The sequence below is a fragment of the Leifsonia sp. McL0607 genome (assembly GCF_049993355.1).
Taxonomy (GTDB): Bacteria; Actinomycetota; Actinomycetes; order Actinomycetales; family Microbacteriaceae; genus Leifsonia.
The window spans coordinates 3,228,800-3,253,956 of sequence record NZ_CP188253.1; the positions used below are offsets into that span (position 1 = coordinate 3,228,800).

Below are 25,157 nucleotides of genomic sequence, written 5' to 3' on the forward strand. Positions count from 1 at the left end.
ACAACTGTCAGAGATGTCCTGAGACATGACACTTGCGAAAGGAAGCACACTGTTGGCTATCGATAGGGCGTCGCGTGAAGAGCGGCGTAAGGTTCAGGCGGAGGGCGCGCAGCGTCTGATCGCGTCTGGGATGTTGGATGATCTGTTCGCGAAGATCGACGCGGGCGAGGTCCAGCTTGATGGGGATGGCGGGTTCATTCAGCAGCTGATCAAGACGGGTTTGGAGCGCGGATTGCAGGCTGAGCTGACGGAGCATGTCGGGTATGAGGAGGGTGATCCTGAGGCTGCGTTGCACGCGAACTCGCGGAACGGGGTGTTCTCTAAGACGGTCGGAACCACCGCTGGAGAGGTCGAGTTGCGTATCCCGCGGGACCGGAACGGGACGTTCACGCCTCGGGTGGTCCCGACCGGAAGCCGGCGGCTCTCGCAGTTGGATGAGATGATCGTCTCGCTCTACGCCGGCGGGATGACCGTCCGCGATATCGAGCATCATCTCGTCTCCACGCTCGGTGTTGACCTCAGCCACGAGACGATCTCGAACATCACCGAGGAGATCGCCGACGAGGTCCTGGCGTGGCAGTCGCGGCCGCTGGAGGCGTTCTACCCAGTGATCTACCTGGACGCACTCGTGATCAAAGTCCGCGATGGCGGGCACGTCAGGAACAAGGCCGCGCATATCGCCGTCGGCGTCGGTGTGGACGGTATCAAGCACGTTCTGGGCATCTGGGTCCAGCAGACGGAGGGCGCGAAGTTCTGGGCGTCCGTCTGCGCCGAGCTTGCCAACCGCGGCGTCCGCGACGTGCTCATCGTCTGCGTCGACGGACTCACCGGGTTCCCCGAAGCGATCGAGGCGACCTGGCCAGAATCGATGGTCCAGACCTGCGTGGTGCACCTGATCCGCAACGCGATGCGGTTCGTCGCCTACGGGCAGCGGAAGGCCGTCGCCGCGGCGCTCAAGCCGATCTACCAGGCGCCGACCGCCGACGCTGCGCAGGCGGCGCTGGACGCGTTCAGCGCGTCGCCGCTGGGGCAGGCGAACCCCAGGTCAGCGCAGGTGTTCGAGGCCGCGTGGGAGCGGTTCACACCGTTCCTCGCGTTCCCTCCGGAGCTGCGGCGGGTGATCTACACGACCAACGCGATCGAGTCGTTAAACTTCCAGCTACGGAAGATCATCAAGAACCGCGGGCACTTCCCGAACGACCAAGCAGCGGTCAAGCTGCTCTGGCACGCGATCTGCAACATCGAGGACAAACGGGCACGCGACCGGGCGAGCCAGCGCGGTCTCGCCCGCGGCGCGAAACGCAAAGCCGAGGCACGCCTGGTCGAAGGACAGACCGTCACAAACTGGATGAAAGCCCTCGAGCAACTCTCACTCGTCTATCCCGAGCGCATCAACCACTACCTCTAACCCGAGGCACCGCCCACTTACACACACAACTTGACAAGCTCAATCGCGTTCGTCGAGCAGATCACCCGGCGAATCTCGATGTCGTAGTCCAGGAAGGGGATGAACTCCTCCCACGCGGACTCCCAGAGCCGGATAATCGCCGCGTATTTCTTGCCCCACTTCTGGTCGAGCTCTTCCAACGCGGCCCGAGCGGCGTTCGGGCTCGGAGCGGTATAGATCGGCTTCACATCGCGTTTGAGCGCATCCCAGTCCTTCTTCGACGCCAACCGGAACGTGTTCCGGATCAGGTGGATGATGCACGTCTGCACCGTCGTGAGTGGCCAGACGTTGCCGACAACCTCGGGCAAACCCTTCAGACCATCGCAGACGAGGAAGAACGTGTCACGCACCCCACGATTCTTGATGTCGGTGAGGACACTCATCCAGAACTTCGCACCCTCACCGCCGGTCCCAGCCCAGAGTCCGAGGACGTCCTTCTCGCCAGCGAGGGTGACTCCGATCGCGGCATAGATCGGCCGGTTCGCGACCTGCCCGTCGCGGATCTTCACCACGATCGCATCGATGAAGATCGCCGCATAGACCTCCTCGAGCGGCCTGGCGGACCATTCGTTCATCTCGTCGATCACCTTGTCCGTGATCCGGGAGATCGTCTCCTTCGAGACCGAGGCACCATAGATCTGAGCGAAGTGCGCCGAGATCTCACCAGTGGTGAGCCCGTTCGCATACAACGACAGGACGATTTCCTCGACCCCGTTCAACCGACGTTGGCGCTTCTTCACGATCTTCGGCTCGAACGACCCATCGCGATCCCGCGGCACATCGATCGTGACCTGCCCGGTCGCTTCGGTCAGCACGGTCTTCGGCCGAGTCCCGTTGCGCACGTTTCCGCTCTCACGGTCGAGGTCAGCCCGGTTCTTCTCACGGCCGAGGTGCTCGGTCAGCTCCTCGTTCAGCGCGGTCTCGAGCACGTTCTTCGTGAACAGCTTCAGCAACCCGTCCGGGCCCGTCAGAGCCAGACCCTGCTCTTTGGCCAGCCGCACCAACTCGGCCGCCGCAGCGGCCTCCACGGAACGGTCATCATCATGGTGTTTCTTCAGACTCACAACATCCAGTGTCGTCGTCATCACAGCACCTTCCCCGCCACACATCACACGCAGCGCGTCAGGCCGGAAACACCGCTAAATCCACAGTCCCGCGACGGTGAAGTGACCGACACCGAGACGGACTTCGATTGCGTCCAGGAGTAGCTGATACTGGCGGTGATCCACCCATGGCTGATGCCCGCTCCCACGGTGACGGAGCTCTCCGCGGTCTCTGTGGATGTGATCGTGCAGGTACCGCCATCTGATCCAGCTGAGCAGTAGCGGAGCGGCGTTTCATACCGCACCTGCTCCGGAATTGACTTGAGGCCGGATATGTTGCGCCCCCAATCCGTGCGCTCTGTGGCTGTGCAGCTCGGGTCAGCGCCTGACTTGTCGAAAGTGAACTTGACCGCGGCAAAGCCAGACAGTGCCTCGTAGCCGGGGGTGAAGATCGCTTTGAGTTGAAGCGGAACGTTCCCAATCGTGCCGCTGGTACCGAGGTTGTGCCACGCCCCGTCCTGAATCATCGCGTCAGCGGACGAGACAAACTTTTTGGCGTTAAGAATTGTCAGCATGTCGCCCCCCTCTACCCAGAAGACAAGATCGACGTTGGCCTTGTTTCCGCCTGCCTGATTGTTCAACCGCGTGATGCGGTAGCGATCGACTGTCGTCGTCCATTCGCCTCCTTCGCCTGACGGCGTGAGCGTGGTCGTCAGTTCAGCTTCCCCCTTGAAATTCCCGTTCGTGCATGACTGAGTCAGCTTTACGCTCGTTGCCGCCGGCGGCGTCGGTGCCGATCCAGCTGGAACTATCATGAGCCCAGCAACTACCACCATCGCCGAGGCGAGGCCGCCTTTGATTGAAAATCAACCATTCTGCATTTTTCTCATAATACTTTTATAAACGCACGCGTTGCCGTCGACCTCATCCGAAAGGCTGAGATTTACGCTGCGGGCGCCGCGGCCGCCTTCTCGATTGCAGGAGAACGAGATCCTCAGGAAGGCTGCGGCGCACCCGTCGCAAGTGAACGTGAAACCTAATGGCTGCCCAAAATGACATACCCGCTCGTAGCTGGGCTCGCCGACACGGGTCCCGTGACGGTGTCGTGCCGGGTTCTCAAGCTCGCCCGGCAGCCCTATTACCGATCGTGCGAGTAGGACCCGGGTCCGAGAAGCGGACGTCGTGCGCGCGTATCGGATCAACGCGCTGCGTGACTCGAGCGCATGAACACGTTGTACGACGGACTATGGGGGGCGATTCGCATCAATCCGATTCAGATGCACCGATACCCGAACGGACGGTGCTAGCGCCAACGTCTACAGCCTCAGCGTCCCTACGACACGAACGTGGGCGGATACACGATACACCTTCGCCGAACCATACGGCGGCGCGGTGTATCAGCAATGGAGGACCTGCTCGATGGCCCGTTGGAGCAGCATCACCTGCGAGCCTTGACCGCGGACTACCGTTCCCGAACCGTGTACGTGAGATGCGTCGCCCTCCTGGTCGGCACCACGTCGCGCTGCTCCAGGGCGATCCGGGAGGCGTCGACGCCCTCGAACAGCTGGATCCCGGCGCCGAACAGCACGGGCGCGAGGGCGATCGTGAACTCGTCGATCAGTCCCGCGTTCAGATACTGCAGGATCGTCTCGGCTCCGCCGGCGATGCGCACGTCGCGCTCCCCCGCGGCGGCTCGTGCCTGGTCGAGCGCCGAATCGATGCCGTCGTTCATGAAGTGGAACACGGTGCCTCCTGGACGCTCCCAGGCATCGCGTCGCTCGTGCGTGACGACGTAGACGGGCGTGTGGAACGGGGCCTCCTCCGGCCACATCTCCTCGCCGGCGTCGAACATCCGTTTGCCCATGATGCTCGCACCGGTGCGCTCGAAGGTCGCCCGCGCGACGTCGTCGTCGGGACCGCCCTCGCCGCCGGCACCGAGCTTCAGGTTCTCGCGGAAGAACTGCGTCGGGAAGATCCAGTGCTGCAACTCCATCCACTGCCGACCCATCAGCTCTTCCGGCGAGTCGGGCGCGATGTAGCCATCGAGCGACATCGAGACGCTGAAATACACGACGCCGGTCATCGCTGCCCCGCTTCCTGGCGGACACGCTTCGCGACATAGGCGGCCAGCTTCTCGAGCGTCTGTCCCCCGGCCTCGACAGCGTGATATCTCTCGACCGCCTCATCGCGCGATTCGCGCGTTGGGAACACCGTGCGCATGTCGAGCCGAGTGGCTTCGTCATCCGGTTCGAACGCCAAGACCGACTCGAACGTGTCAGGGTCGCCCCGGAACGCGCCGTGGCGAAGGGTGAGCCGCGCCGGCGCGACGATACTCGTCCAGGAGATCCACTCCGTGTAGTCGGTCCCGTCGGGTCCTCGCATCATGAAGACCCACTCGCCGCCGGGGCGGAACTCGAACTCCTGCGTCGTCGCAGTGAATCCTTCCGGTCCCCACCAGTGCGACAAGTGCCGCACCTCGGTGAAGGCTTCGAACACCATCTCCCGCGGGGCGTCGATTCGCCGGGTGATGACGATCTCCCGATCGCTCGTGGCGGTCTGCGCAGTCGCGGCCCGGTCTGTGTTGCTCATCGACTACTTCTCCTCTTCTCGTTCGTGCTTCAGCTGCTGAACGTAGGCGTCGAGCCGGTCGAAGCTCTCGTTCCAGAACTGCTCGAAACCGCCGGTCCACTCGTGAACCGCACGCAGTCCACCTGCATCGAGTCCGTATACGCGCTGCTTTCCCTCTCGGCGATCGCGCACCAGCCCGACCTCCCGCAGAACCCGAAGGTGCTTGGAGGCTCCCGGCTGCGGCAGACCGAGCTCCAGTGCGAGCTGCGACACCGGACGCTCCCCCGCGCGCAGCAAGGCCAGGATCTCCCGCCGGCGTGGCTCGGCGATCGCATTGAAGACATCTGAGGTCGTCGCAGCTCGTGCCATGAACCGATCATATACCCATATGGGTACGCGTCAAGGCTCGCGCTCCCCCGGATGAACCTGGTCGACACGAGGATAGAACGCGTCGGCATCCGATGCGAAGAGTCCAGGCGAACATGGCAAGGAAACGACACCTGAACAGCTTTTTTATAGAAGCTAGGTCCCGTGGAGCGCCACACCAGCTTCGTGGCTCCTCGCGGCACCGTCGCCGCTACGGTTCTTCCACCCAGAGCGCGGAGGCAGCGGTGCGACCAGTCAGCGATAGAAGAGTCACGGCGAGTACGGGTGCGCCTCGGAGTAGACGGATGTCGGTCACCATCCCCGGCAGTGGATACAAGCTGACCTATTCCGTCCACCAGTCCATCGGACGTCCAGTGGCGGGGACGTCGTTCCCGACCTACGCGTACTCATACCTCGGGCGCGAGCGGCGGCAGTTACCTGGGAGTGCCCGGCCTTCCCGCCCTTTACCAAGTTGCCGGGAACAGCAACACGTCGCTGACGTTGACCGATATCAAGGTCACGGACCCCAACGGCAACCCGACCACGGCGTTCGCATGGTCGGCGCCGATGCCGAATCGACCGACAGCGGCGAGACCTCCGGTTCACCTCGGACAAGGCATTACGGCAGATCGCCCCGATCGGCACTGCATGCCCGGGCGCTTTCACGGGCGTGGGCACGACAACGGTGACCTGCAGCAGCAACGACAACTTCTTGCGCAGCGGAACGGCGATGCTGGCGGCCGACAATCCGTCGACGATCGGTATCGACATCATCACGACTCAGCGACAGGGCGTCGCATTCGGCATCCTGCTGTCGAAGGTCCAGCTCAACAAGACGGTCGCGAGCCGGATGAACGCGTCCGACTCTTTCGCGCTCTCAGTGACCTCGGCCGATGGGACCGAGCTGAGTTCGGCGGACACCGGGACGACCGCGTCCGCAACCACCGGTGAAGTCGCGACGATCGGTGCCACGACAGCCGATCCGTTCACGCTGTCGGAGAGCGCGAGCTCGGGCTCTCTCAACACGTACAAGCAGTCGTGGGCATGCACCGGGAACGGAGCGGGCGATCCCGCACTCCCATCGGGCGCCGCAGGCACGTCGGCCCAGGTGACGCTTGGAATCGGTGACCTCGTCAACTGCACGATCACCAACACGGCGCTGCAAGGGCGCTTGAGCCTTCAGAAGATCGCCGGACCCGTGACGGATGTGAACCGGAACGGCTTGCGTGACACCGGCGACACCATCCCCTACACATTCCTCGTGACGAACACCGGCGAGATCACGATGAACAGTGTCGCGGTCAGCGACCCGTCGATTGGTGCGGTCACCTGCCCGGCCGCCGGTGACACGATCACATACTCGTTCGCAGTGACGAACACGGGCACCTCGACGGTGAGCGGCATCAGCATCGCCGAGGGCGCGTTCTCCGGCACCGGTCCCGCACCGGCCGTGACCTGTCCCGCCGGGGCGACCGCTCTCGCTCCGGGGGCGACCGTCACGTGCACGGGGACCTATACGGTGACGCAGGCGGATGCCGATGCCGATGCCGGGAAGATCGACAACAGTACGACGGCCGACGGCACTACGCCCTCCGGGGCGGCCGTCACCTCGAACGAGTCCGCGAACGTCGTCCCGGTCATTGCTTCCCCGGCGGTGACCCTCCAGAAGACCGCGTCGGTGTCGAACGTGACAGCAGCAGGACAGACGGTGACGTACACGTTCCTCGTGACGAACACCGGAAACGTGACGCTGCTGCTGAGCTCCGACATCATCGAGACGCGCTTCACCGGGCACACCGTGCTGCGCCCCGTCTGCCCGCCCGGAATCACCTCGCTGGCACCGGGCGAGAGCATCTCCTGCACAGCGGACTACACCGTCACTCAGGCGGAGATGGACGCGGGGACGATCCACAACGCCGCGACCGTGTCGGGCCAGACGCCGACGGGAGACCGCATCACCACGCCCGAGTCGAGCATCGACATCACCGCACAACCGTCGCCTGCGATGACCGTCGAGAAGTCGGTGACGCCGACGTCGATCACCGCCGCTGGGCAACCGGTGACGTACTCCTACCTGATCACGAACACCGGGAACGTCACCCTGACCGATGTGACGGCCGTGGAGGGCGCTTTCACCGGCACGGGTCCGGCTCCGGCTGTCTCGTGCCCGCTAGCCGCAGCGTCCCTGGCGCCTGCCGCGACGGTGACCTGTACCGCGACGTACATCGCGACTCAGGAGGATATCGACACCAAGTACGTCACGAACACCGCGACGGCTCATGGCACACCGCCCGGTGGCGGGACCCCCGTCGACTCGGAGCCCTCGACGACGACGTTCAGCGTGATCGCGTCGCCCGAGCTGACCATCGTCAAGTCGTCCAGTCCCTCGACCATCACGCGATCCGATGAAGTCATCACGTACAGCTTCGTCGCGACGAACACCGGGAACCTGACCATGACGAACGTCGACGTCAACGAAGGAACGTTCACCGGTACCGGTGTCGCGCCTGTGGTCGACTGCCCTGCCGGACCGATCCAGCTCGCCCCGAACGCCTCCGTGACGTGCACGGCGACGTACACGGCGACGCAGGCCGACGTGGACAGCGGGAAGGTCGACAACACGGCCACCGCGGTCGGCGCGACACTGACGTCTCCGGACATCCCGCTCGAGTTCGGACCGGCCGAGAACTCGGTCGGCGCTCCTCCGCAGCCTGAACTGACCATCGTGAAGTCGGCCACGCCCTCCGATCGTGCCTCGTTCGTCACGGGAGCCAAGATCACGTACACGTTCGTGGTGACCAACACGGGCAACGTGACCATGGACGATGTGCAGGTCACCGACTCGGCGTTCACCGGATCGGGTCCGGCGCCCACCGCGGACTGCTCGGGCGGTCCGACGACGCTCGCACCGGGTGAGCAGCTCACCTGCACGGCGAACTACACCGTGACGCAGGCCGACGCCGACGCCGGCGAGATCAGCAACACCGCCACCGCGAGCGGCGTCCCACCGGCGGGAGGCGATCCGATCCAGAGCGAGCCGTCGACGGTGGTCCTCCCCCACGACAGCGCCCCGGCGCTCGAGCTGGTCAAGACGGCGACGGTCTCCGGGTCGTCGATCGACTACCGGTTCGCCGTGACGAACACGGGGAACGTACCGTGCGCAATGTGACGATCGCGGAGGGCGCGTTCTCGGGCACCGGTTCCTTCCCGGCCATCGACTGCCCGGCCGGCGCGAGCGCGCTCGCGCCGGGTGAGGCCATCGTGTGCACGGCGACCTACACGACGACGGCCGCCGACCGAAGCGCCGGCGGGGTGAGCAATACCGCCACAGCCGGAGGCGAAAGCGTCGGAGGACCACTGACCTCGCCTCCGTCGACGGCCCGGGTCACGCTGGCCGCCCTCGCGGGTCTGGCGCACACCGGCCTCGAGATCGGCGACGTGCTCTGGCTCGGAGCGCTCCTCCTCGGAATCGGCGGAACGCTCGCGGGAGGCGCATACCGCCGTCGACGCAGAACCTGAGTCGAGACTGAGCGGCGGCGGGGATGACCAGGCGTCATCTCCGCCGCCGCTTCGCTGCGCCCGGCGCCGACTCAGTCACCGTCGCTCAGGAACGGCTCGTGATGGTAGCCGTCGTCGTTCAGGATCGCGACGGTGGACTCGGACACCTCGATGAAGGCGCCGGGGATGTCGGTGAGCGGCTCCGACACCACGACCTTGGCCTTGTCGCCGAAGGCGTCGAGCCGAGCGGCGTCCGGGTACATCTCCCGCAGTTCCGGGATGGCGACCGAGTGATACAGACTCCGGCTCCGGCGGGAGGTGGAGTAGCGGAACGCCCAGATCGTCGCGCCGTCCGACAGGGCCATCGTTCCTTGCATGGGGAAGCGGATGCCCTTCGACTCCCCCACCTCCTCGACCCGTTTGACGGCCTTGGTCATGGCACCGATCGGGTCGTCTTGCAGTCCCAGGGTGAGTGCGAGATAGAACAGGACCTCGGAGTCCGTCGTGCCGTAGATGAGCGGATAGAGCGAATCGTCCACGGAGAACGTCAGGTCGCGCTTCATGGCCGTGAAACCGTCGAGGAACCCGTTGTGCATGAACATCCAGTTCTCATAGCGGAACGGGTGGCAGTTGGTCTGCTGGATGGGCGGTCCACCCGCTGCACGTACATGCCCGAAGAAGAGCGGGCTGGCGATCGAGTTGGTCAGCTCCCGTAGATTCTCGTCGTTCCAGGCGGGTTCCGTGGAGTGGAACAGCGCGGGCGTACTCGCGGCTGTGGAGCCCTCCGGGTACCAGCCGAACCCGAAGCCGTCGCCGTTCACCGTCTCCGCACCCAAGGGTGAGTTCAGAGACTGAGCGACGAGCGAGTGCTGAGCGTCCAGGATCAGGACGGCAGGCTTGAGCGCCTCCCCCGAATATGCGAGCCATCGACACATGAGCTTCACCTCTCCGGACCGAGCGACTCGATCCGCGAGCACCATAACTCGCGGACCGCTCCCCTGGGAATGGCCTACTGCCGCCGTCGTCGCTCAGCGTTTACTCAAGGTGATATGTCACACTTGTAGTACGGAATACCCGTTCCGTATCTCCCCCTCCCACTGAAACGAGGCTCACCCGTGCTCCGGTTCTCCCCCCTCTCCCAGACTCTCACCGCTGCCGGGCTCGTGCTCGGGCTCGCCGCCACCTCGACCCTCACCGTCTCGGTGACGCCGGCAGCAGCCCTCCCCGCCGCAGGGCAGTCGTCGTCGTTCGTAGCGACACAGGACCTCGCGGTGGGCGCCGACGGAGACATCTCCGTGTTCGGCATCGCCCGCGACGCGTCGGGCGTGCGCGTTCCCCCGACCGTCGTCTGGCCGGTGCAGGACGTCCCCATCTCGGACGGCTTCGGACACCGTGAGGCGCCGACCGATGGCGCGTCGACCGAGCACCCCGGTGTCGACTTCGCCGCGCGGCAGGGCGTGATCGTGCGCGCGGCAGCCACCGGCGTCGTCAGCAAGGTCGTGGCAGAGGACCACGGCGGCTGCGGAGTGAACATCTCGATCGACCATGTCGTGCGCGGCCAGAACGTCACGACCGTCTACTGCCACCTCCTGGCGGGCTCCGTGCGCGTCACGCCCGGTCAGACCGTCGTCGTCGGCGACGCGATCGCCGCTGTCGGCAACACCGGGGTCTCGACAGGAGCCCACCTCCACTTCGAGGTCCGCCCCAACGGCGGTGCGCCGATCGACCCGCTGACCTGGCTCGGAGCCCTCTCGGCCTGAAGCTGCCGCACCCGGCCCACCGCCGCGTCACCGCGGCGGTGCGAGCTTCTCTTCGGTGACCTCGTGCGTCGGGACCACGACCACCGGGCGCGCCTGATCATGGGTGAGGTGCGCGGCGATCGAGCCGCCGAGCCACTCCTCGAGCGCTCGCTCGACGCCCCTCCCTCGGGTGCCGACGACGACGAGGCGGGCGTCGAGCTCCGCTGCGATCCGTCCGAGGGCCTTCGCGGGGTCGCCAGCGAGGATGCGCAGGGTCCACGGAGGGTGCGCCCCGTCGTCGCCCGCCGACGCGAGCGCCGCTCCGATCGCGGCGGCCAGCTCCAGCGCGAGGTTCTCGTCCTCCGAGGCCACGTCGACCGGATGCAGCGAGGCGTCCTCGCGCACGTCGGCGCGATCCCATTCGGTGAGGTAGCTGTCCTCGGTGACGTACGCGCAGAGCAGTGGACGGCCGAACGCGTCGGCCAGCTGCGCGGCCTCCCGCACCACCGCGACGGACTGGTCCGGATGCACGCCGACGATCACGGCACCGCGGCTCGCCTCATCGCTCATGATCGTCGCAACCTGTGCGGGTTCGTCGTCTCAGGCCGATGGCCCGGAGCCGGCGATGTTGACCAGCCACTGCACGCCGAACCGGTCGACCAGCATGCCGAAGCTGTCGCCCCACGGCGCTTTGGAGAGCGGCTGGAGAACGGATCCGCCGTCGGCCAGCTTCTCGTAGTAGCCAGAGAGCTGCGTCTCGTCGTCGCCGCTCAGCGAGACCGAGATCTGCGTGCCCTCCTTCAGCTCCATGTGCGCGGGCACGTCCGCGGCCATCAGTGTGAAGCCCGAGTCCGTCGTCAGCTGAGAGTGCATGATCAGGTCGGCGTCCGACGGGTCCTGGCTCATGCCGGACTCCGCGAAGGTGCTCTGCTGAAGGGTGCCGCCGAAGACCGACTGGTAGAAGTCCATCGCCTCCCGGGCCTGCGTGCGGAAATTGATGTACGGGTTGAGGATCGATGCCATCGTGTTCTCCTTCGTGCGGACGCGGAGCGCGCCGCTCACCCACAGGCTACTCAGCGGGCCGCACGAGCGGGAGGGTCAGCCCGCCTTCTCCGACTCCGCGACCGGGAGCTCGAGGAGACCGCGGTCGGGGCCGCGGTGGTGGCCGGGGTCGGGGATGACCAGCAGCGGACGCAGCTGATCGTGCGCGAGCCGGGCAGAGACCGAACCGCTCGTGAAGTGATCGAGGACGCGATCGAAGCCCCGCCTCCGGCCACCGACGACGATGAGGCGCGCCTCGGTCTCGTGCGCGAGCTCGGCCAGCTCGTCGGCGACGTCTCCGGTGAGAACGCGGATCCTCCACTGCGGATGCGTCTCGATGGCGTCCAGCGCGCTGCGGATCGCTGCGATCAAGTCGGGTGCGAGGTCGTCCTCGGACGAGCCGTCCTCGAAGTCTGCCGTCACCTCGAAGTGCTCCGGTCGGTCCCAGCCCGTCGACACCACGTCGGCGGCGACGTACGCGCAGACGAGCTCACGGCCGAGTTCGACGGCGAGCCGGGCGCTGTGCAGGAGGACATCGATCGGCTGGCCGATGTGGACCCCGACGATCACCGGCCCCGCGTCGGGGAGCGGCGGGTGCGAGCTGTGCTCCGCGTCGCTCGGCGAATCGGGGACGTCGGCCGGCTCGCCGGGACGGGGATGGGACACAGCATCCTCCTGGAGGTCGGGCAGGCATCGGCTTCGACGCCCGAGTTCGATGCGGACAGACTAGACCGCGGTCGCCCCGCGTTGTGGGGCCGGGCTGCCGACGTAACGGTCATCGGCGATAGGCGTCCACGATCAAATCACCCCTTATCTCCCCCAGTGCCGAAAGGACGCGTTCGGCGACCGCGTCGGTCACGCTCGACGCCTCGACGTCGTACGGCCCGAGTGGCAACAAGGGACGGCAGCGGACGCGCACGACCTCCCACCCCACGGCGCGCAGCAAGCGGTCTTTGCGGCGGTCGGAATCTTCCCTCGGGCCGACATGCTCGAGCCCGTGCCGACCGATGGTGTCGTACTCCACTGCGACGCGCAGCTCGGGGATCACGATGTCGGGCCAGACCTCCAGGTGATTGTAGAAAGGCCGCGCCACCCGCACGGCGTTGCACTCGAGATCGACGGCGAGTCGTTCGGCGATGCGTCGCCGGAGTTCGGGCTCGGCGGCCGACGCCGGTCGCGGCGCCCGCTCGCTTCGGAACGCCTCGCCGACAGGGACGCGGGCTGCTCCGCCACGGGCGTTCCGGCACACGGGGCACCGACGCCCAGCCAGGATGCGCTCGACCGTGGCCGTGTACGCCGGATGACCCTCGGCACACTGCCATGAGTAGCGGGCGGCCGTGCCGTTCTCGTGCGAGAGCGCCACGCGCGACGCCAGCGTCGCCAGAGCGACCAGCTCTTCCCGGCTCATCGCCGTGCGGTCGAGTCGACGGCACAGATAGCAGCGATCGTCGTCGGGATCGCTCTCGATGCGCCGAGGGTCGCGGGCGTGGCCGCAGAGATGGACGCCGGCGTCGGGCTCCGACGTGCGGATCCGGCACGGCGCCGCGAGCTCCGCGCACCACGGGCACCACGCCGAGCGCCGGCGGGTGCCGCCGGGTCGCGAGCGCTGCTCCTGCGGCGTGGCGATGAAGCGGTGGCCCGCGTCGCACTCCCACTGTACGTAGACGTCGGCGGCGGGCGGGATCTGGCTCAGGACCACCCCGGCGTTCAGTTCGGGGTGGAACTGACGCACGAGCACGGGATAACGCTGCCAGTCGGCCCGGTACGTGCCGACGGCGTAGGGCACCGCCAGCGCCTTGGACCATCGGCGGCGCGCCCACCACTGGGCGACGTTCTCGGTCACCTCACACCGCTCTTCACGCTCCCACCGTACGATCGGCCGCCGACACGGCTCGCGTCGCGATCTTCACAGCACGAATGGGACGAGCGCGCGGCGATCCGCCGGATAGTCGGGGAACGTCTCGCGATACCAGCGGTGGTTGGCCAGCGCCCGCGGCGCCAGGTTCGCGGTGGTGTACAGCGCGAAGGCCAGCCCCGCGACCGACCAGGTCGCGATCGCCCAGCCGAACCACTCGACGATCTCGCCGAGGTAGTTCGGGCTGGAGACGAAGCGGAAGCCTCCGCCGTGCGGAATGCTGTACCCGGAGTGGCTGCGCCGCAATCCCCGGAGGATGCGATCGGAGCCGAAGTTGAGCGCGTAGCCGGCCGCGAAGATCACAGCGCCGAGCCAGAAGCGGGGATCGGCGAGCCAGCTCGGCGGGTAGTCGCCGTACTCGGAGATCCACCGCGCGTTGACCCAGGCGTTCAGCAGGTTGAACAGGATGGCGAGGAGCATCACCAGCACCGGCATCCGCGAGCCCGAGCGCATGAGGAGCGGGTAGACGAAGGCGCGCTGGACGTAGTGCGCCTGCCAGAGCAGGAGGAAGAGCAGCGGGACGACCTCGGCCCGGTGGGTGCCGAGCAGGTAGAACAGCAGGAACGCGACGCTGGCCGGCGCCTCCATGACGATCCAGCCGACTCGAGCCGACACCGTCGGCCCCCAGCCGGAGCGGCCGTGCCTTCCGCCGTACGGAGCGACGACGAACAGCAACGCGACGAAGGTGACCGCGGCCAGAGCGAGCTCCGCGAACACGAACCACCGGTACGCACCCTCGGGCATGTGCGGGAGTCTAGCCCGACCCGCTCGACAGACCCATGGGCGAACCCGGGCACCTGAGAGGTGGGCCCTGCCGGGATCGAACCGACGACATCCACGGTGTAAACGTGGCGCTCTACCAGCTGAGCTAAAGGCCCGTGCGACTCAACCCTAGCGGGTGCGCCGTTCGGTTGCGGGTCAGGTCAGGCGTGCGCAGGGAGCAGTTCGAGCGCGGCGCGGTAGGCCTCGATCGAGCGGGCCTCGCCCGGGGCGGTGATGAACGAAGCGCGGATGATGCCCGACTCGTCGACAATGAAGGTCGCGCGGTTTGCGAAGCCCTTCTCGGGAAGGAAGACTCCGTACTCCTTGGCGATCTCGCCGTGCGGCCAGAAGTCGGCGAGGAGGCTGAAATCGTAGCCCTCCTGGTCGGCCCACGCCCGGAGCGTGTACTTGGAGTCGACGGAGATGGCGAGCAGTTCCACCCGGTGGTCCTGGAACATGGCCAGGTTGTCGCGCAGGGCGCACAGCTCCCCGGTGCAGGTGCCGGAGAAGGCGAGCGGGAAGAAGACGAGGGCGACGGCCTTCGTTCCGCGGAAGTCGCTCAGCCTCACCGATCGGCCCTGCTGGTCGAGCAGCTCGAAGTCAGGTGCCTGGGTGTCGTTCTCCAGAGCCATGAGACGGTGTCCTTTCAGCGTGACGGGGACGGTTTCTCCCATCAGCGCACGAGCACACAGCATAGACCCGGTCGCGGTGCTGTCCAACCGGGGCCGGGACTCCTGCTCGGTCACCGGGCGCCTCGACTTGCGGCTAGGCTGAACGATGGTGCCCGCAATACGTCGTGACCCGACCAGCGGATGTGCGCCTTCCACGATCCGTCCGACACAAGAAAGAGGTCGAGGGTGACTGTAAACGACCAGGACCCGTACTCGATGAATAACATCGACACGGACCCCGAGGAGACCGCCGAATGGCGTGAATCCCTCGATGCACTGGTTGCGGCACACGGCCATGAGCGCGCTCGCGAGATCATGCTGAGCCTGCTGAAGCGCTCGAAGGAGCTGCACCTCGGCGTGCCGATGGTGCCGACCACCGACTACATCAACACCATCTCCCCCGAGAACGAGCCGGAGTTCCCCGGCGACGAGGAGATCGAGCGCCGCTACCGGGCGTGGATCCGCTGGAACGCGGCCATCCTCGTGCACCGCGCGCAGCGCCCCGGCATCGCGGTCGGCGGCCACATCTCGACCTATGCGTCGAGCGCCGCCCTCTACGAGGTCGGTTTCAACCACTTCTTCCGCGGCCAGGACCACCCCGGCGGAGGCGACCAGATCTTCATCCAGGGCCACGCCTCTCCCGGCACCTACGCCCGGGCGTTCCTCGAGGGCCGGCTCAGCGCCGACCAGCTCGACGGCTTCCGCCAGGAGAAGTCGCACGCCGGCGGCGGACTCTCGTCGTATCCGCATCCGCGGCTCATGCCCGACTTCTGGCAGTTCCCGACGGTGTCGATGGGCCTCGGGCCGATCAACGCCATCTACCAGGCGCAGCTCAACAACTACCTGACCAACCGCGGCATCAAGGACGCCTCCGACCAGCACGTCTGGGCGTTCCTCGGCGACGGCGAGATGGACGAGGTCGAGTCGCGCGGTCAGCTCCAGGTCGCGGCCAACGAGAAGCTCGACAACCTCACCTTCGTCATCAACGCGAACCTCCAGCGCCTCGACGGCCCGGTGCGCGGCAACGGCAAGATCATCCAGGAGCTCGAGAGCTACTTCCGCGGCGCCGGCTGGAACGTCATCAAGGTCATCTGGGGTCGCGAGTGGGACGACCTGCTCGCCCGGGACACCGAGGGCGCCCTGGTCAACCTGATGAATCAGACGCCCGACGGCGACTACCAGACCTACAAGACCGAGAACGGCGCCTACGTGCGCGAGAACTTCTTCGGTCGCGACCCGCGCACGCTCGAGCTGGTCAAGGACTACTCCGACGACGAGGTCTGGAACCTCAAGCGCGGCGGCCACGACTACCGCAAGGTCTACGCGTCCTTCAAGGCGGCCGTCGAGCACAAGGGCCAGCCCACCGTCATCATCGCGAAGACCATCAAGGGCTACGGCCTCGGTCCGTCGTTCGAGGGCCGCAACGCGACTCACCAGATGAAGAAGATGACGCTGGACAACCTCAAGACGTTCCGCGACGCGATGCGCATCCCGATCACCGACGCGCAGCTCGAGGAGAACCCGTACCTGCCCCCGTACTACAACCCGGGGCCGCAGGACGAGGCCATCGAGTACCTGCACGAGCGCCGCGCCGCCCTCGGCGGCTACGTGCCAGAGCGCCGTGTGAAGTACACGCAGCTGAACCTCCCGGACGACTCGGCCTACGCCATCGCCAAGAAGGGCTCCGGCACGCAGGAGATCGCCACCACGATGGCGTTCGTGCGTCTCCTGAAAGACCTGCTGCGCTCGAAGGACTTCGGCCACCGCATCGTCCCGATCATCCCGGACGAGGCGCGCACCTTCGGCATGGACGCCTTCTTCCCGAACGCGAAGATCTACAACCCGAACGGCCAGCACTACACATCGGTCGACCGCGAGCTGCTCCTGGCCTACAAAGAGAGCCCGCAGGGCCAGATCATCCACGTCGGCATCAACGAGGCGGGCGCACTCGCGGCGTTCACCAACGTGGGAACGTCGTACTCGACGCAGGGCGAACCGCTCATCCCGGTCTACGTCTTCTATTCGATGTTCGGCTTCCAGCGCACCGGCGACGCCATGTGGGCGGCCGGCGATCAGATGGCGCGCGGCTTCATGATCGGCGCGACCGCCGGCCGCACCACGTTGACAGGCGAGGGCCTGCAGCACGCCGACGGCCACTCGCTCGTGCTGTCGAACACCAACCCCGCCGTCGTCTCGTACGACCCGGCCTACGGTTACGAGATCGGGCACATCGTGCGCTCCGGTCTCGAGCGGATGTACGGCGAGTCGCACCCCGAGCCGAATGTCATGTACTACCTGACGGTCTACAACGAACCGATCGTGCAGCCGGCGGAGCCGGAGAACGTGGATGTGGACGGCATCGTCCGCGGCATCTACCACCTGCGGTCCGGCGTCGCGGAGGGCACCAAGGCGCAACTGCTCGCGTCGGGCGTCTCGGTGCCGTGGGCGCTGGAGGCCCAGCACCTGCTCGCGCAGGACTGGGGTGTCTCGGCCGACGTCTGGAGCGTCACGTCGTGGGGAGAGCTGCGTCGCGACGGCCTCAAGGCGGAGGAGCACAACTTCCTCTACCCGCAGCAGGAGAAGCAGGTGCCATACGTCACCCGCAAGCTGCAAGGAGCCGAGGGTCCCTTCGTCGCCGTCACGGACTACATGCACGCGGTCCCCGACCAGATCCGGCAGTTCGTGCCCGGAGAGTACGCGACGCTCGGAGCCGATGGTTTCGGATTCTCCGACACCCGCGCCGCAGCCCGCCGCTACTTCAAGATCGACGGTCCGTCGCTCGTGGTGCGCACCCTGGAGCTGCTCGCGGCCCAGGGCAAGGTAGACCCGAACGCCCCGGCATGGGCGATCGAGAAGTACCTGCTGCACGACGTGAACGCCGGCACAACGGGCACTGCGGGCGGCGAGGCGTAACGACGCCCGTGGCGACCGCACCCGAGAGGACGAAAGCCGAGACCCTTGCCTGGCTGCGCAAGATCTCGGGCGAGCTGGCGACGACGACGCTGAAGCGGCTGGAGGACACGCTCCCCTGGTACAGGGACATGCCTCCCAGCCGCCGCAGCGCCGTCGGCCTGGTTGCCCAGGCGGGTATCTCGTCATTCATCTCGTGGTTCGACGACCCGCGTTCGACGCCCTGGATCGCGGCAGACGTCTTCGGAGCGGCTCCTCGCGAGCTGCTCCGGAGCGTCAGCCTCCAGCAGACCCTCCAACTCATCAAGATCACCGTGGAGGTGGTCGAGGAGCGCGTGAAGAGCGGCGGCAACGAGGCGCTCAAAGAGGCCATCCTCCTCTACTCGCGCGAGATCGCCTTCGCCGCCGCCGACGTGTACGCGCGCGCCGCCGAAGCGCGCGGCCTGTGGGACGCCCGGTTGGAGGCGCTCGTCGTCGACAGCATCCTGACCGGCGAGTACGACGACGAGCTGCCGAGCCGGATCGCCGCACTCGGCTGGCATGGCCACGGCGAGGTGAGCGTCCTCGTGGGCACCGCCCCCAAGATGCTCGACGTCGACCAGCTGCGCCGCACCGCACGCCACATGTCGGCCGACGTGCTGATCGGTGTGCAGGGCAGCCGGCTCGTACTCGTGATCGGTCGCGCCATCCCGAGCGACAGCCCCCCGGAGGACGCCATCGGCACGGGGCCGATGATCGGCTTCCTCGAGATCGCCCGACAGCTGGAGCCGGGTTTCGGCCCGGGTCACCTTGTCCTCGGCCACGAGGTCGCGAGCCTGGTCGACGCATCCAAGAGCGCCAAGGCAGCCCTTGCCGGGTTCGCAGTGGCGAAGGCGTGGCGCAACTGCCCTCGCCCCGTCCACGCCGACGACCTGCTGCCCGAACGGGCGCTCGCCGGCGACGGCCTCGCGCGGGCCACGCTCATCAGCCGCATCTACCGTCCGCTGCAGGGCTACTCGACCGAGCTGCTCACGACGCTGTGGTGCTACCTCGACAACGGGAGGTCGTTGGAGGCCACCGCGCGAGAGCTGTTCGTGCACCCGAACACCGTGCGCTACCGGCTCAAGCGCGTGTCCGAGGTCATCGGCTGGGACGCGACCGGCGCGAGGGAGGCGCTCATCCTCCAGGCCGCGCTCATCGTCGGCTCGATCAACGAGCCGGACGCGCCACGGCGGCAGTGAGCTCGCCGCGCTGTAGACATTCACAAAGCATCCGACCATAGTTCGTACCTATCCGACACATCCGCGCGGCGGAAGATTGGCAGACTTGAACCCGTGATCGTCATCGTGTGCCCGGGACAGGGCTCCCAGACCCCCGGTTTCCTCGACCCCTGGCTCACCGAACCGTCGTTCCGCGAGCAATTGGCCGGCATCTCCGACGCCGTGGGCATCGACCTCGTCGCGCACGGCACCGTGAGCGACGCCGACACGATCCGCGACACCGCGGTGGCCCAGCCGCTCATCGTCTCCGCCGGCCTGCTGACCCTCTCCGCGCTCTTCGCCGACGGTCGCCGCGAGAAGATCGGCGGCATCGCGGGGCACTCGGTCGGCGAGCTGACCGCTGCGGCCGGCGCCGGCGTGCTGTCCGAGACCGACGCCGTCGCCTTCGTGCGCGAGCGCGGGGCCGCGATGGCGGCCGCTGCCGCCCAGGCACGCACCGGGATGAGCGCCGTGATCGGCGCCGACGAGACCGAGCTGCTCGCGACCCTGGAGTCGCTGGGCCTCTCCCCCGCCAACTACAACGGCGTCGGCCAGATCGTCGTCGCCGGCGACCTCGACGCGCTCGCCACTCTGGCGGAGCAGCCTCCCGCGCGCTCACGGGTCATACCGCTCCAGGTCGCCGGAGCCTTCCACACGCGGTACATGGCGTCCGCCGTCCCCGCCCTCGAGGCCTTCGCGGCGACTCTCAGCACCCGCGACCCGTCGCTGCGGCTCTGGACGAACAAAGACGGCTCGGAGGTGACTGATGGCGCCGAGTTCCTCCGCCTCCTGGTCGGCCAGGTCTCGTCACCGGTCCGCTGGGATCTCGACATGCAGGCCTTCCAGGACGCCGGTGTCAGCGGCATCATCGAGGTCGCCCCGGCCGGCGCGCTGGTGGGCCTCGCCAAGCGCGGGCTGAAGGGTGTGCCCGCCGTCGCGGTCAAGACGCCCGACGACCTGCCCGCCGCATTCGACCTCATCGACCAGGCCGCCTAGGAGAGAACCAGATGACGCACCCCACTCTGCAGCAGTCTCACGGTCCGCAGTACACCCGCATCCTCTCGATCGGCGCCGCCCGCGGCGACCTGGTGGTGCCGAATGACGACCTCGTCGGCCCGATCGACTCGTCCGACGAGTGGATCCGCCAGCGCACCGGGATCGTCACGCGCACCCGCGCCAGCCGTGGCATCTTCGCCGTGGACCTCGCCACCGAGGCGTCGAAGGAGGCCATCGAGAAGTCGGGCGTCGACCCGAAGCTCATCGACGCCGTCATCGTGGCGACGGTCTCCAACCCTCAGCAGACGCCGTCGGTGGCCGCGGTCCTCGCCGACCGCGTCGGCGCGAACCCCGCAGCGGCCTACGACATGAACGCGGCGTGCGCCGGCTACGCCTACGCGGTCGCCCAGGCCGACGCACTCATCCGCACCGGTCAGGCGCACTACGCGCTCGTGGTCGGCGCCGAGAAGCTCTCCGACGTCGTCGACCCGACCGACCGCACCATCTCGTTCCTGCTCGGCGATGGCGCGGGGGCCGTCGTGATCGGCCCGAGCGAGTTCCCCGGCATCGCGAAGACCATCTGGGGCTCCGACGGCTCGAAGGCCGGCGCGGTCGGGATGGCCAGCACGCTCATCCAGTTCCGTGACGGCGAGGCGCCCTGGCCGACGCTTCGGCAGGACGGCCAGACCGTCTTCCGCTGGGCGGTCTGGGAAATGGCCAAGGTCGCCAAGCAGGCGCTCGACGCCGCCGGCGTCACGCCGGACCAGCTGGCGGCGTTCATCCCGCACCAGGCGAACATGCGCATCGTCGACGAATTCGCGAAGCAGCTCAAGCTGCCGGAGACCGTCGCGATCGCCCGCGACATCGAGACCACGGGCAACACGTCCGCCGCCTCCATCCCGCTCGCGACGCACCGGCTCCTGCAGGAGCACCCCGAACTATCCGGCGGCCTCGCGCTCCAGATCGGCTTCGGCGCCGGTCTGGTGTTCGGCGCGCAGGTCGTCGTGCTCCCCTAGGGCCTGCCCTAGACTGATCAACGGTCAAAACGACACCCCTCAAGGAGAAAACACCATGGCATTGTCCACCGAAGAAGTTCTTGCCGGCCTGGCCGAGCTCATCAATGACGAGACCGGCATCGCGACCGACACGGTCGAGCTGGACAAGTCGTTCACCGACGACCTCGACATCGACTCGATCTCGATGATGACCATCGTGGTCAACGCGGAGGACAAGTTCGACGTCAAGATCCCGGACGAAGAGGTCAAGAACCTCAAGACCGTCGGCGACGCCGTCGAGTTCATCGTCAAGGCGCAGGACTCCTAAGCACCGCACGAAGAAACTTCCAACGCGCGGGCGGTTCCCAGGTTCCGCCCGCGCGGGCGGCAGTGCTGTGCACGCTGCACCGTTGTTCCTACTACCCGGAGTTGCCGTTATGACCAAGAAGATCGTCGTCACCGGCGTGGGCGCGTCCTCCCCGCTCGGTGGCACCGCCCCGGAGAGTTGGGCGGCCCTGCTGGCCGGAAAGTCGGGCGCCCGGAGCCTCACCCACGACTGGGTTGCGGAGCTGGAGCTGCCGGTCACGTTCGCCGCGGAAGCACTCGTCCGCCCCGACACCATCCTCGACCGGCCGACGGCCAAGCGCCTCGACCCGTCCAGCCAGTTCGCGCTGGTCTCCGCGATGGAGGCCTGGGCCGACGCCGGTTCGCCTGAGGTCGCCCCCGAGCGCCTGGGTGTCGACTATGCCACCGGAATCGGCGGCGTCTGGACTCTCCTCGACGCGTGGGACACGCTGCGTGAGCGCGGCCCCCGCCGGGTCCTGCCGATGACCGTGCCGATGCTGATGCCCAACGCGGCCTCCGCCGCAGTGTCCATGCATTTCGAGGCTCGCGCGTTCGCGCGCACCGTCGCCTCGGCCTGCGCATCGAGCACCGAGTCGCTTGTCAACGCCTACGAGCACCTCCGGGCCGGCCTCGCCGACGTGGTGATCGCCGGAGGCACCGAGTCGGCGATCCACCCGATCACGATCGCGTCCTTCGCCTCCATGCAGGCGCTCTCGCGCCGAAACGACGACCCGGCGACCGCCTCCCGCCCGTACAGCGTCGACCGTGACGGTTTTGTGATGGGTGAGGGTGCGGCCAGTCTCGTCCTCGAGACCGAGGAGCACGCGCTCGCCCGCGGCGCCCGCATCTACGCGGAGATCGTCGGCGGCGGCGTGACGGCCGACTCGTACCACATCACCGCCAACGACCCCGAGGGTCGTGGTGCCGGCCGTGCCGTGCGGCTCGCACTCGAGCAGGCCGGCGCCTCGCCGGACGAGGTGACGCACATCAACGCGCACGCCACGAGCACGCCAGTGGGCGACCCGTCTGAGTATGTCGCCCTCCGCGAAGTGTTCGGCGACCGCGTGCACGACATCCCGGTGTCGGCCACCAAGGCGTCGACGGGCCACCTGCTCGGTGGCACGGGTGCTCTGGAGGCCGTGTTCACGATCTTCGCGCTGCGCGATCGCATTGCGCCTCCGACGATCAACATCACCGAGATGGATCCGGCGATCCCGCTGAAGGTCTCGAGCCAGTTGCAGCCGCTCGGCGACGGGCCGCAGCTCGCCATCAGCAACTCGTTCGGGTTCGGCGGCCACAACGCCGTCCTGGCGATCCGCTCCGTCTGAGGCGCGTCCGCCGAACCATCACCCAGAGGGCGAGAAGGAGGCCCCTGTCGATTGACCGGGGCCTCCTTCGTTCACCGCGTGCGGGCGGCTGTGCCGGGCCCGCCGCAGGAGTTCGTGTCTCAGCCGACCTTGTGCAGCCAGATGACGGACGTGTCGTCGTGGGCATGCCGGAACGGTTCCAGTTCGTCGTCCCACGCCTGCCCGAGCGCAAGCCGCAGCTCGCGCTGCAGTTCCAGCGGGTTCGAGCCGGCGACCTCCATCGCGTAGCGGATGCGGTCCTCCGCCACCACCGTGTTGCCGGCCGTGTCGGTCTGTACGAAGAAGATGCCGAGATCGGGAGTGTGCATCCACCTGCCGCCGTCGGTGCCGAGACCGGCATCCTCGGTGACCTCGTAGCGCAGATGCTCCCAGCCGCGGAGGGCGGTCGCCAGACGTGCGCCGGTGCCCTGCGGTCCGTTCCAGAAGAACTCGGTGCGCTGTGCGCCCTTCAGCACGGGCTGGATCTCCCAGGTGAAGTTGACGGCGCGACCGAGAGCGCGTCCCGCCGCCCACTCGATGTGAGGGCAGAGCGCGCTAGGAGAGGAGTGCACGTAGAGCACTCCTCGGGCTGCGTGAGCCGTCATGGTTTCCTCCGTTCGTCGGTACGTCTTCCCCTACGACCGCGAACGTGATCCATGACACGTGTGAAGTTGGCTACCGCGATTATGCCGGACAACACGCCCGAGTCACAACATTGTGATTCGGCGATTCCTCCGTGCCGTCGAGCGTCGAGCGGAATAGCATACCGAGTATGTCGGTCCAGTATGGTTTTCTCGCGGTGTTGACGCAGGGGCCCGCCTATGGCTCCCAGCTCCAGAACGAATTCCTCCTGCGCGCGGCGAACCGTCGCCAGCTCAACGCCGGTCAAGTGTATTCGACCCTCGATCGGATGAGCGATCAGGGCCTGATCGAGTCGGCCGGCGAAACCGAGGACGGCCTGCCGCTGTATCGCCTCACCGAGTCCGGCGCGCGGGAGGCGACGACCTGGCTGACGGCCGGCCCCGGGGAGACCCGTCCTGACTGGGACGAGATGCAGGACCAGGTGCTCATCGCCGCGTCGATCGACGGCGCGGACGCCGCAGCCGTCGTGGCCGACTATCGCGCGGCGTTCGCCGAGCGGATCCGCGAGCTCACCCACGACGCCGACTCACGAGCGGTGCTCGCTGCGAACCGGGCCGCAGAGCTCGGAGCCCGCGCCGCCATCGAATGGCTCGACGAGGTGTCCACGGCGCTTTCCGCGCATCCAGGCGCCCTGGTGCAGCCGCGCTGCCCCGAGCGCCCGCGTCGCGGACGCAAACCGGCGGCCATCCCCGAGTAACAGTCGCCGAGGGGCACGCTAACGCCCTTAAAACTCGGATTTAGGGGCGTTTGCGTGCCCCTCGGCGGTGTGTGTGCGCGCTCAGTGGAGCAGTGTGCCGTCTTTGGCCAGCACGTTCTTCTCCCCCGCCTCGATCGGCACCGTGAACCGGTTCTGAGCCGGCGGCAGCGGGCAGTTGAAGTTGTAGCTGAATGCGCAGGGCGGCAGCACCGCGAGGTTGAAGTCCAGCGTGACCGTGCCGTCGTCGTTTGGAACGACGAAGAGGAAGCGACCGACGGAGTACGTGCTCTCGCCGTTCGTGGAGTCCGCGAACACCAGCTGGAGCGCCCGACCGGCCTTGAACGCGGCGAGGTTGTAGTCGACGCCGTCCTTCGTGAAGGTGATCTCACCCGGGACGACCATGTCGCGCGTGGCACCGTCGTCTTTGAGGTGCTCGAAGCCGACCGTCTTGCCGCCCTCGATGGGCGAGAACTTCGCCGTGATGATCCACTCGGGGTTGAACGGGTACGCGTCGATCGAGCCGAAGCGCTGGATGTCGTCGGACTGGGCATCCCACACGCGCAGTGCGTAGTCGCCCTGCTCGCTGGCGATGACGAAGCCGGTGACGGTGTCGCTGAAGCGGACCGCCGACGGGTTCGGGTGGTCCTTGCCGCGCACGATCGCCGAGCCGTCGACCCGCACCTCGTCGACGACGATGTCGTCGGTCGCAGCGGCCGTCACGCGGAGGCCCGACTGGCCCTCGGGGAGCGCAGACCACAGGCCGGGAACGCCCCAGACGGGCTCCCCGGAGGTCGGGTCGCCGGTGATCCACTGCGTGTTGACCAGCGCCAGGTTGCCCTGCGGTGCGGTGACGGCCTGCTCTCGACGAGCGTGGTAGCGGGCGAGGACCGCGTCGGGATCGGCGGGGGCTGCAGTGTCGGTCATGGTCTCCATCCTCT

At 67.2% G+C, this 25,157-nt stretch carries 24 protein-coding genes, 1 tRNA gene and 2 pseudogenes; 12 read left to right on the plus strand and 15 right to left on the minus strand.

The features are described from left to right. The first annotated feature begins 130 nt into the window (after nucleotides 1-130). A complete protein-coding gene (locus ACPPVW_RS15670; RefSeq protein WP_426624000.1) occupies nucleotides 131-1,408 on the plus strand; it encodes an IS256 family transposase in 1,278 nt (425 codons plus the stop codon). Between the two features lie 38 nt (nucleotides 1,409-1,446). On the opposite strand, the pseudogene ACPPVW_RS15675 reads toward ACPPVW_RS15670, so the two are convergent. Together ACPPVW_RS15675 and ACPPVW_RS15680 are read right to left on the minus strand one after the other, a co-directional pair. Continuing rightward, nucleotides 1,447-2,532: pseudogene (locus ACPPVW_RS15675) on the minus strand (IS256 family transposase); the annotation flags it as partial. A gap of 23 nt (nucleotides 2,533-2,555) precedes the next feature. Further along, entirely contained in the window at nucleotides 2,556-3,326 is a 771-nt protein-coding gene (locus ACPPVW_RS15680) for a hypothetical protein (protein ID WP_426624001.1), read from the minus strand. 142 nt (nucleotides 3,327-3,468) lie between these two features. Here ACPPVW_RS15680 and ACPPVW_RS15685 point away from each other — a divergent pair. After that, nucleotides 3,469-3,635, plus strand: a pseudogene (locus ACPPVW_RS15685) (IS3 family transposase); the annotation flags it as partial. 317 nt (nucleotides 3,636-3,952) lie between these two features. On the opposite strand, the gene ACPPVW_RS15690 reads toward ACPPVW_RS15685, so the two are convergent. From ACPPVW_RS15690 to ACPPVW_RS15700, 3 genes are read right to left on the minus strand one after another with little or no spacing between them, the layout of a single operon-like run. Beyond that, the gene (locus ACPPVW_RS15690) at nucleotides 3,953-4,573 is read right to left on the minus strand and encodes a dihydrofolate reductase family protein (protein ID WP_426624002.1); all 621 of its coding nucleotides are present in this window, start codon (nucleotides 4,571-4,573) and stop codon (nucleotides 3,953-3,955) included. Next, the gene (locus ACPPVW_RS15695; RefSeq protein ID WP_426624003.1) at nucleotides 4,570-5,079 is read right to left on the minus strand and encodes an SRPBCC family protein; all 510 of its coding nucleotides are present in this window, start codon (nucleotides 5,077-5,079) and stop codon (nucleotides 4,570-4,572) included. The genes ACPPVW_RS15690 and ACPPVW_RS15695 overlap by 4 nt, the downstream gene beginning before the upstream one ends. 3 nt (nucleotides 5,080-5,082) lie before the next feature. After that, nucleotides 5,083-5,427: an ArsR/SmtB family transcription factor gene (locus ACPPVW_RS15700; protein ID WP_426624004.1), complete on the minus strand. Its 345-nt coding sequence runs from the start codon at nucleotides 5,425-5,427 to the stop codon at nucleotides 5,083-5,085. 667 nt (nucleotides 5,428-6,094) lie between these two features. On the opposite strand from ACPPVW_RS15700, the gene ACPPVW_RS15705 reads away from it, so the two are divergent. Both ACPPVW_RS15705 and ACPPVW_RS15710 read left to right on the plus strand, forming a co-directional pair. After that, nucleotides 6,095-8,593: a DUF7507 domain-containing protein gene (locus ACPPVW_RS15705; protein ID WP_426624005.1), complete on the plus strand. Its 2,499-nt coding sequence runs from the start codon at nucleotides 6,095-6,097 to the stop codon at nucleotides 8,591-8,593. Next, nucleotides 8,590-8,943: a DUF7507 domain-containing protein gene (locus ACPPVW_RS15710; RefSeq protein ID WP_426624006.1), complete on the plus strand. Its 354-nt coding sequence runs from the start codon at nucleotides 8,590-8,592 to the stop codon at nucleotides 8,941-8,943. The genes ACPPVW_RS15705 and ACPPVW_RS15710 overlap by 4 nt, the downstream gene beginning before the upstream one ends. 71 nt (nucleotides 8,944-9,014) lie before the next feature. On the opposite strand, the gene ACPPVW_RS15715 is transcribed toward ACPPVW_RS15710, so the two are convergent. Further along, on the minus strand, nucleotides 9,015-9,857 hold the full coding sequence (locus tag ACPPVW_RS15715) for a class II glutamine amidotransferase (RefSeq protein ID WP_426624007.1): 843 nt from the start codon (nucleotides 9,855-9,857) through the stop codon (nucleotides 9,015-9,017). Between the two features lie 180 nt (nucleotides 9,858-10,037). On the opposite strand from ACPPVW_RS15715, the gene ACPPVW_RS15720 reads away from it, so the two are divergent. Then, complete coding sequence (locus ACPPVW_RS15720) at nucleotides 10,038-10,682, plus strand: M23 family metallopeptidase (protein ID WP_426624008.1); 645 nt, start codon at nucleotides 10,038-10,040, stop codon at nucleotides 10,680-10,682. Between the two features lie 27 nt (nucleotides 10,683-10,709). Here the strand turns inward: ACPPVW_RS15720 and ACPPVW_RS15725 are convergent, their stop codons facing one another. The 7 genes from ACPPVW_RS15725 to ACPPVW_RS15755 all read right to left on the minus strand — a co-directional run bounded on the left by ACPPVW_RS15725 (nucleotide 10,710) and on the right by ACPPVW_RS15755 (nucleotide 15,011). Then, nucleotides 10,710-11,231 (minus strand): universal stress protein, encoded by a 522-nt coding sequence (locus ACPPVW_RS15725; protein ID WP_426624009.1) that lies wholly within the window; start codon nucleotides 11,229-11,231, stop codon nucleotides 10,710-10,712. A gap of 30 nt (nucleotides 11,232-11,261) precedes the next feature. After that, nucleotides 11,262-11,684, minus strand: coding sequence for a VOC family protein (locus ACPPVW_RS15730; protein ID WP_426624010.1), 423 nt, complete (start codon nucleotides 11,682-11,684; stop codon nucleotides 11,262-11,264). A gap of 75 nt (nucleotides 11,685-11,759) precedes the next feature. Beyond that, entirely contained in the window at nucleotides 11,760-12,368 is a 609-nt protein-coding gene (locus tag ACPPVW_RS15735; RefSeq protein ID WP_426624011.1) for a universal stress protein, read from the minus strand. A gap of 109 nt (nucleotides 12,369-12,477) precedes the next feature. Further along, nucleotides 12,478-13,545 carry a hypothetical protein gene (locus ACPPVW_RS15740; protein WP_426624012.1) on the minus strand — a complete coding sequence of 356 codons (1,068 nt, stop codon included), beginning with the start codon at nucleotides 13,543-13,545 and terminating at the stop codon, nucleotides 12,478-12,480. A 63-nt stretch (nucleotides 13,546-13,608) separates the two neighbouring features. Continuing rightward, nucleotides 13,609-14,361 (minus strand): 3-oxo-5-alpha-steroid 4-dehydrogenase, encoded by a 753-nt coding sequence (locus ACPPVW_RS15745; protein ID WP_426624013.1) that lies wholly within the window; start codon nucleotides 14,359-14,361, stop codon nucleotides 13,609-13,611. 61 nt (nucleotides 14,362-14,422) lie between these two features. Then, nucleotides 14,423-14,495 (minus strand) — tRNA-Val (locus ACPPVW_RS15750). Nucleotides 14,496-14,540: 45 nt separating this feature from the next. Further along, nucleotides 14,541-15,011, minus strand: a complete 471-nt coding sequence (locus tag ACPPVW_RS15755; protein ID WP_426624014.1) for a peroxiredoxin — start codon at nucleotides 15,009-15,011, stop codon at nucleotides 14,541-14,543. A gap of 225 nt (nucleotides 15,012-15,236) precedes the next feature. Here ACPPVW_RS15755 and aceE point away from each other — a divergent pair, with 225 nt between their 5' ends. From aceE to ACPPVW_RS15785, 6 genes are all read left to right on the plus strand, one after another. Next, on the plus strand, nucleotides 15,237-17,963 hold the full coding sequence (gene aceE, locus ACPPVW_RS15760) for a pyruvate dehydrogenase (acetyl-transferring), homodimeric type (protein WP_426624015.1): 2,727 nt from the start codon (nucleotides 15,237-15,239) through the stop codon (nucleotides 17,961-17,963). An 8-nt stretch (nucleotides 17,964-17,971) separates the two neighbouring features. Next, on the plus strand, nucleotides 17,972-19,180 hold the full coding sequence (locus ACPPVW_RS15765) for a PucR family transcriptional regulator (protein ID WP_426624016.1): 1,209 nt from the start codon (nucleotides 17,972-17,974) through the stop codon (nucleotides 19,178-19,180). Nucleotides 19,181-19,273: 93 nt separating this feature from the next. Then, nucleotides 19,274-20,194 (plus strand): ACP S-malonyltransferase, encoded by a 921-nt coding sequence (locus ACPPVW_RS15770; RefSeq protein WP_426624017.1) that lies wholly within the window; start codon nucleotides 19,274-19,276, stop codon nucleotides 20,192-20,194. An 11-nt stretch (nucleotides 20,195-20,205) separates the two neighbouring features. Beyond that, nucleotides 20,206-21,210 carry a beta-ketoacyl-ACP synthase III gene (locus tag ACPPVW_RS15775; protein WP_426624018.1) on the plus strand — a complete coding sequence of 335 codons (1,005 nt, stop codon included), beginning with the start codon at nucleotides 20,206-20,208 and terminating at the stop codon, nucleotides 21,208-21,210. Between the two features lie 55 nt (nucleotides 21,211-21,265). Next, nucleotides 21,266-21,517 (plus strand): acyl carrier protein, encoded by a 252-nt coding sequence (locus tag ACPPVW_RS15780; RefSeq protein ID WP_426624019.1) that lies wholly within the window; start codon nucleotides 21,266-21,268, stop codon nucleotides 21,515-21,517. 109 nt (nucleotides 21,518-21,626) lie between these two features. Continuing rightward, nucleotides 21,627-22,862 (plus strand): beta-ketoacyl-[acyl-carrier-protein] synthase family protein, encoded by a 1,236-nt coding sequence (locus tag ACPPVW_RS15785; RefSeq protein WP_426624020.1) that lies wholly within the window; start codon nucleotides 21,627-21,629, stop codon nucleotides 22,860-22,862. Between the two features lie 119 nt (nucleotides 22,863-22,981). Here ACPPVW_RS15785 and ACPPVW_RS15790 read toward each other — a convergent pair whose 3' ends face one another. Next, nucleotides 22,982-23,485: a DUF3145 domain-containing protein gene (locus ACPPVW_RS15790; protein ID WP_426624021.1), complete on the minus strand. Its 504-nt coding sequence runs from the start codon at nucleotides 23,483-23,485 to the stop codon at nucleotides 22,982-22,984. Between the two features lie 167 nt (nucleotides 23,486-23,652). Between ACPPVW_RS15790 and ACPPVW_RS15795 the strand changes: the two genes are divergently transcribed. Beyond that, nucleotides 23,653-24,219, plus strand: coding sequence for a PadR family transcriptional regulator (locus ACPPVW_RS15795; protein ID WP_426624022.1), 567 nt, complete (start codon nucleotides 23,653-23,655; stop codon nucleotides 24,217-24,219). A gap of 81 nt (nucleotides 24,220-24,300) precedes the next feature. Here the strand turns inward: ACPPVW_RS15795 and ACPPVW_RS15800 are convergent, their stop codons facing one another. Beyond that, nucleotides 24,301-25,143: a DUF1684 domain-containing protein gene (locus ACPPVW_RS15800; protein ID WP_426624023.1), complete on the minus strand. Its 843-nt coding sequence runs from the start codon at nucleotides 25,141-25,143 to the stop codon at nucleotides 24,301-24,303. Between the last annotated feature and the right edge of the window lie 14 nt (nucleotides 25,144-25,157).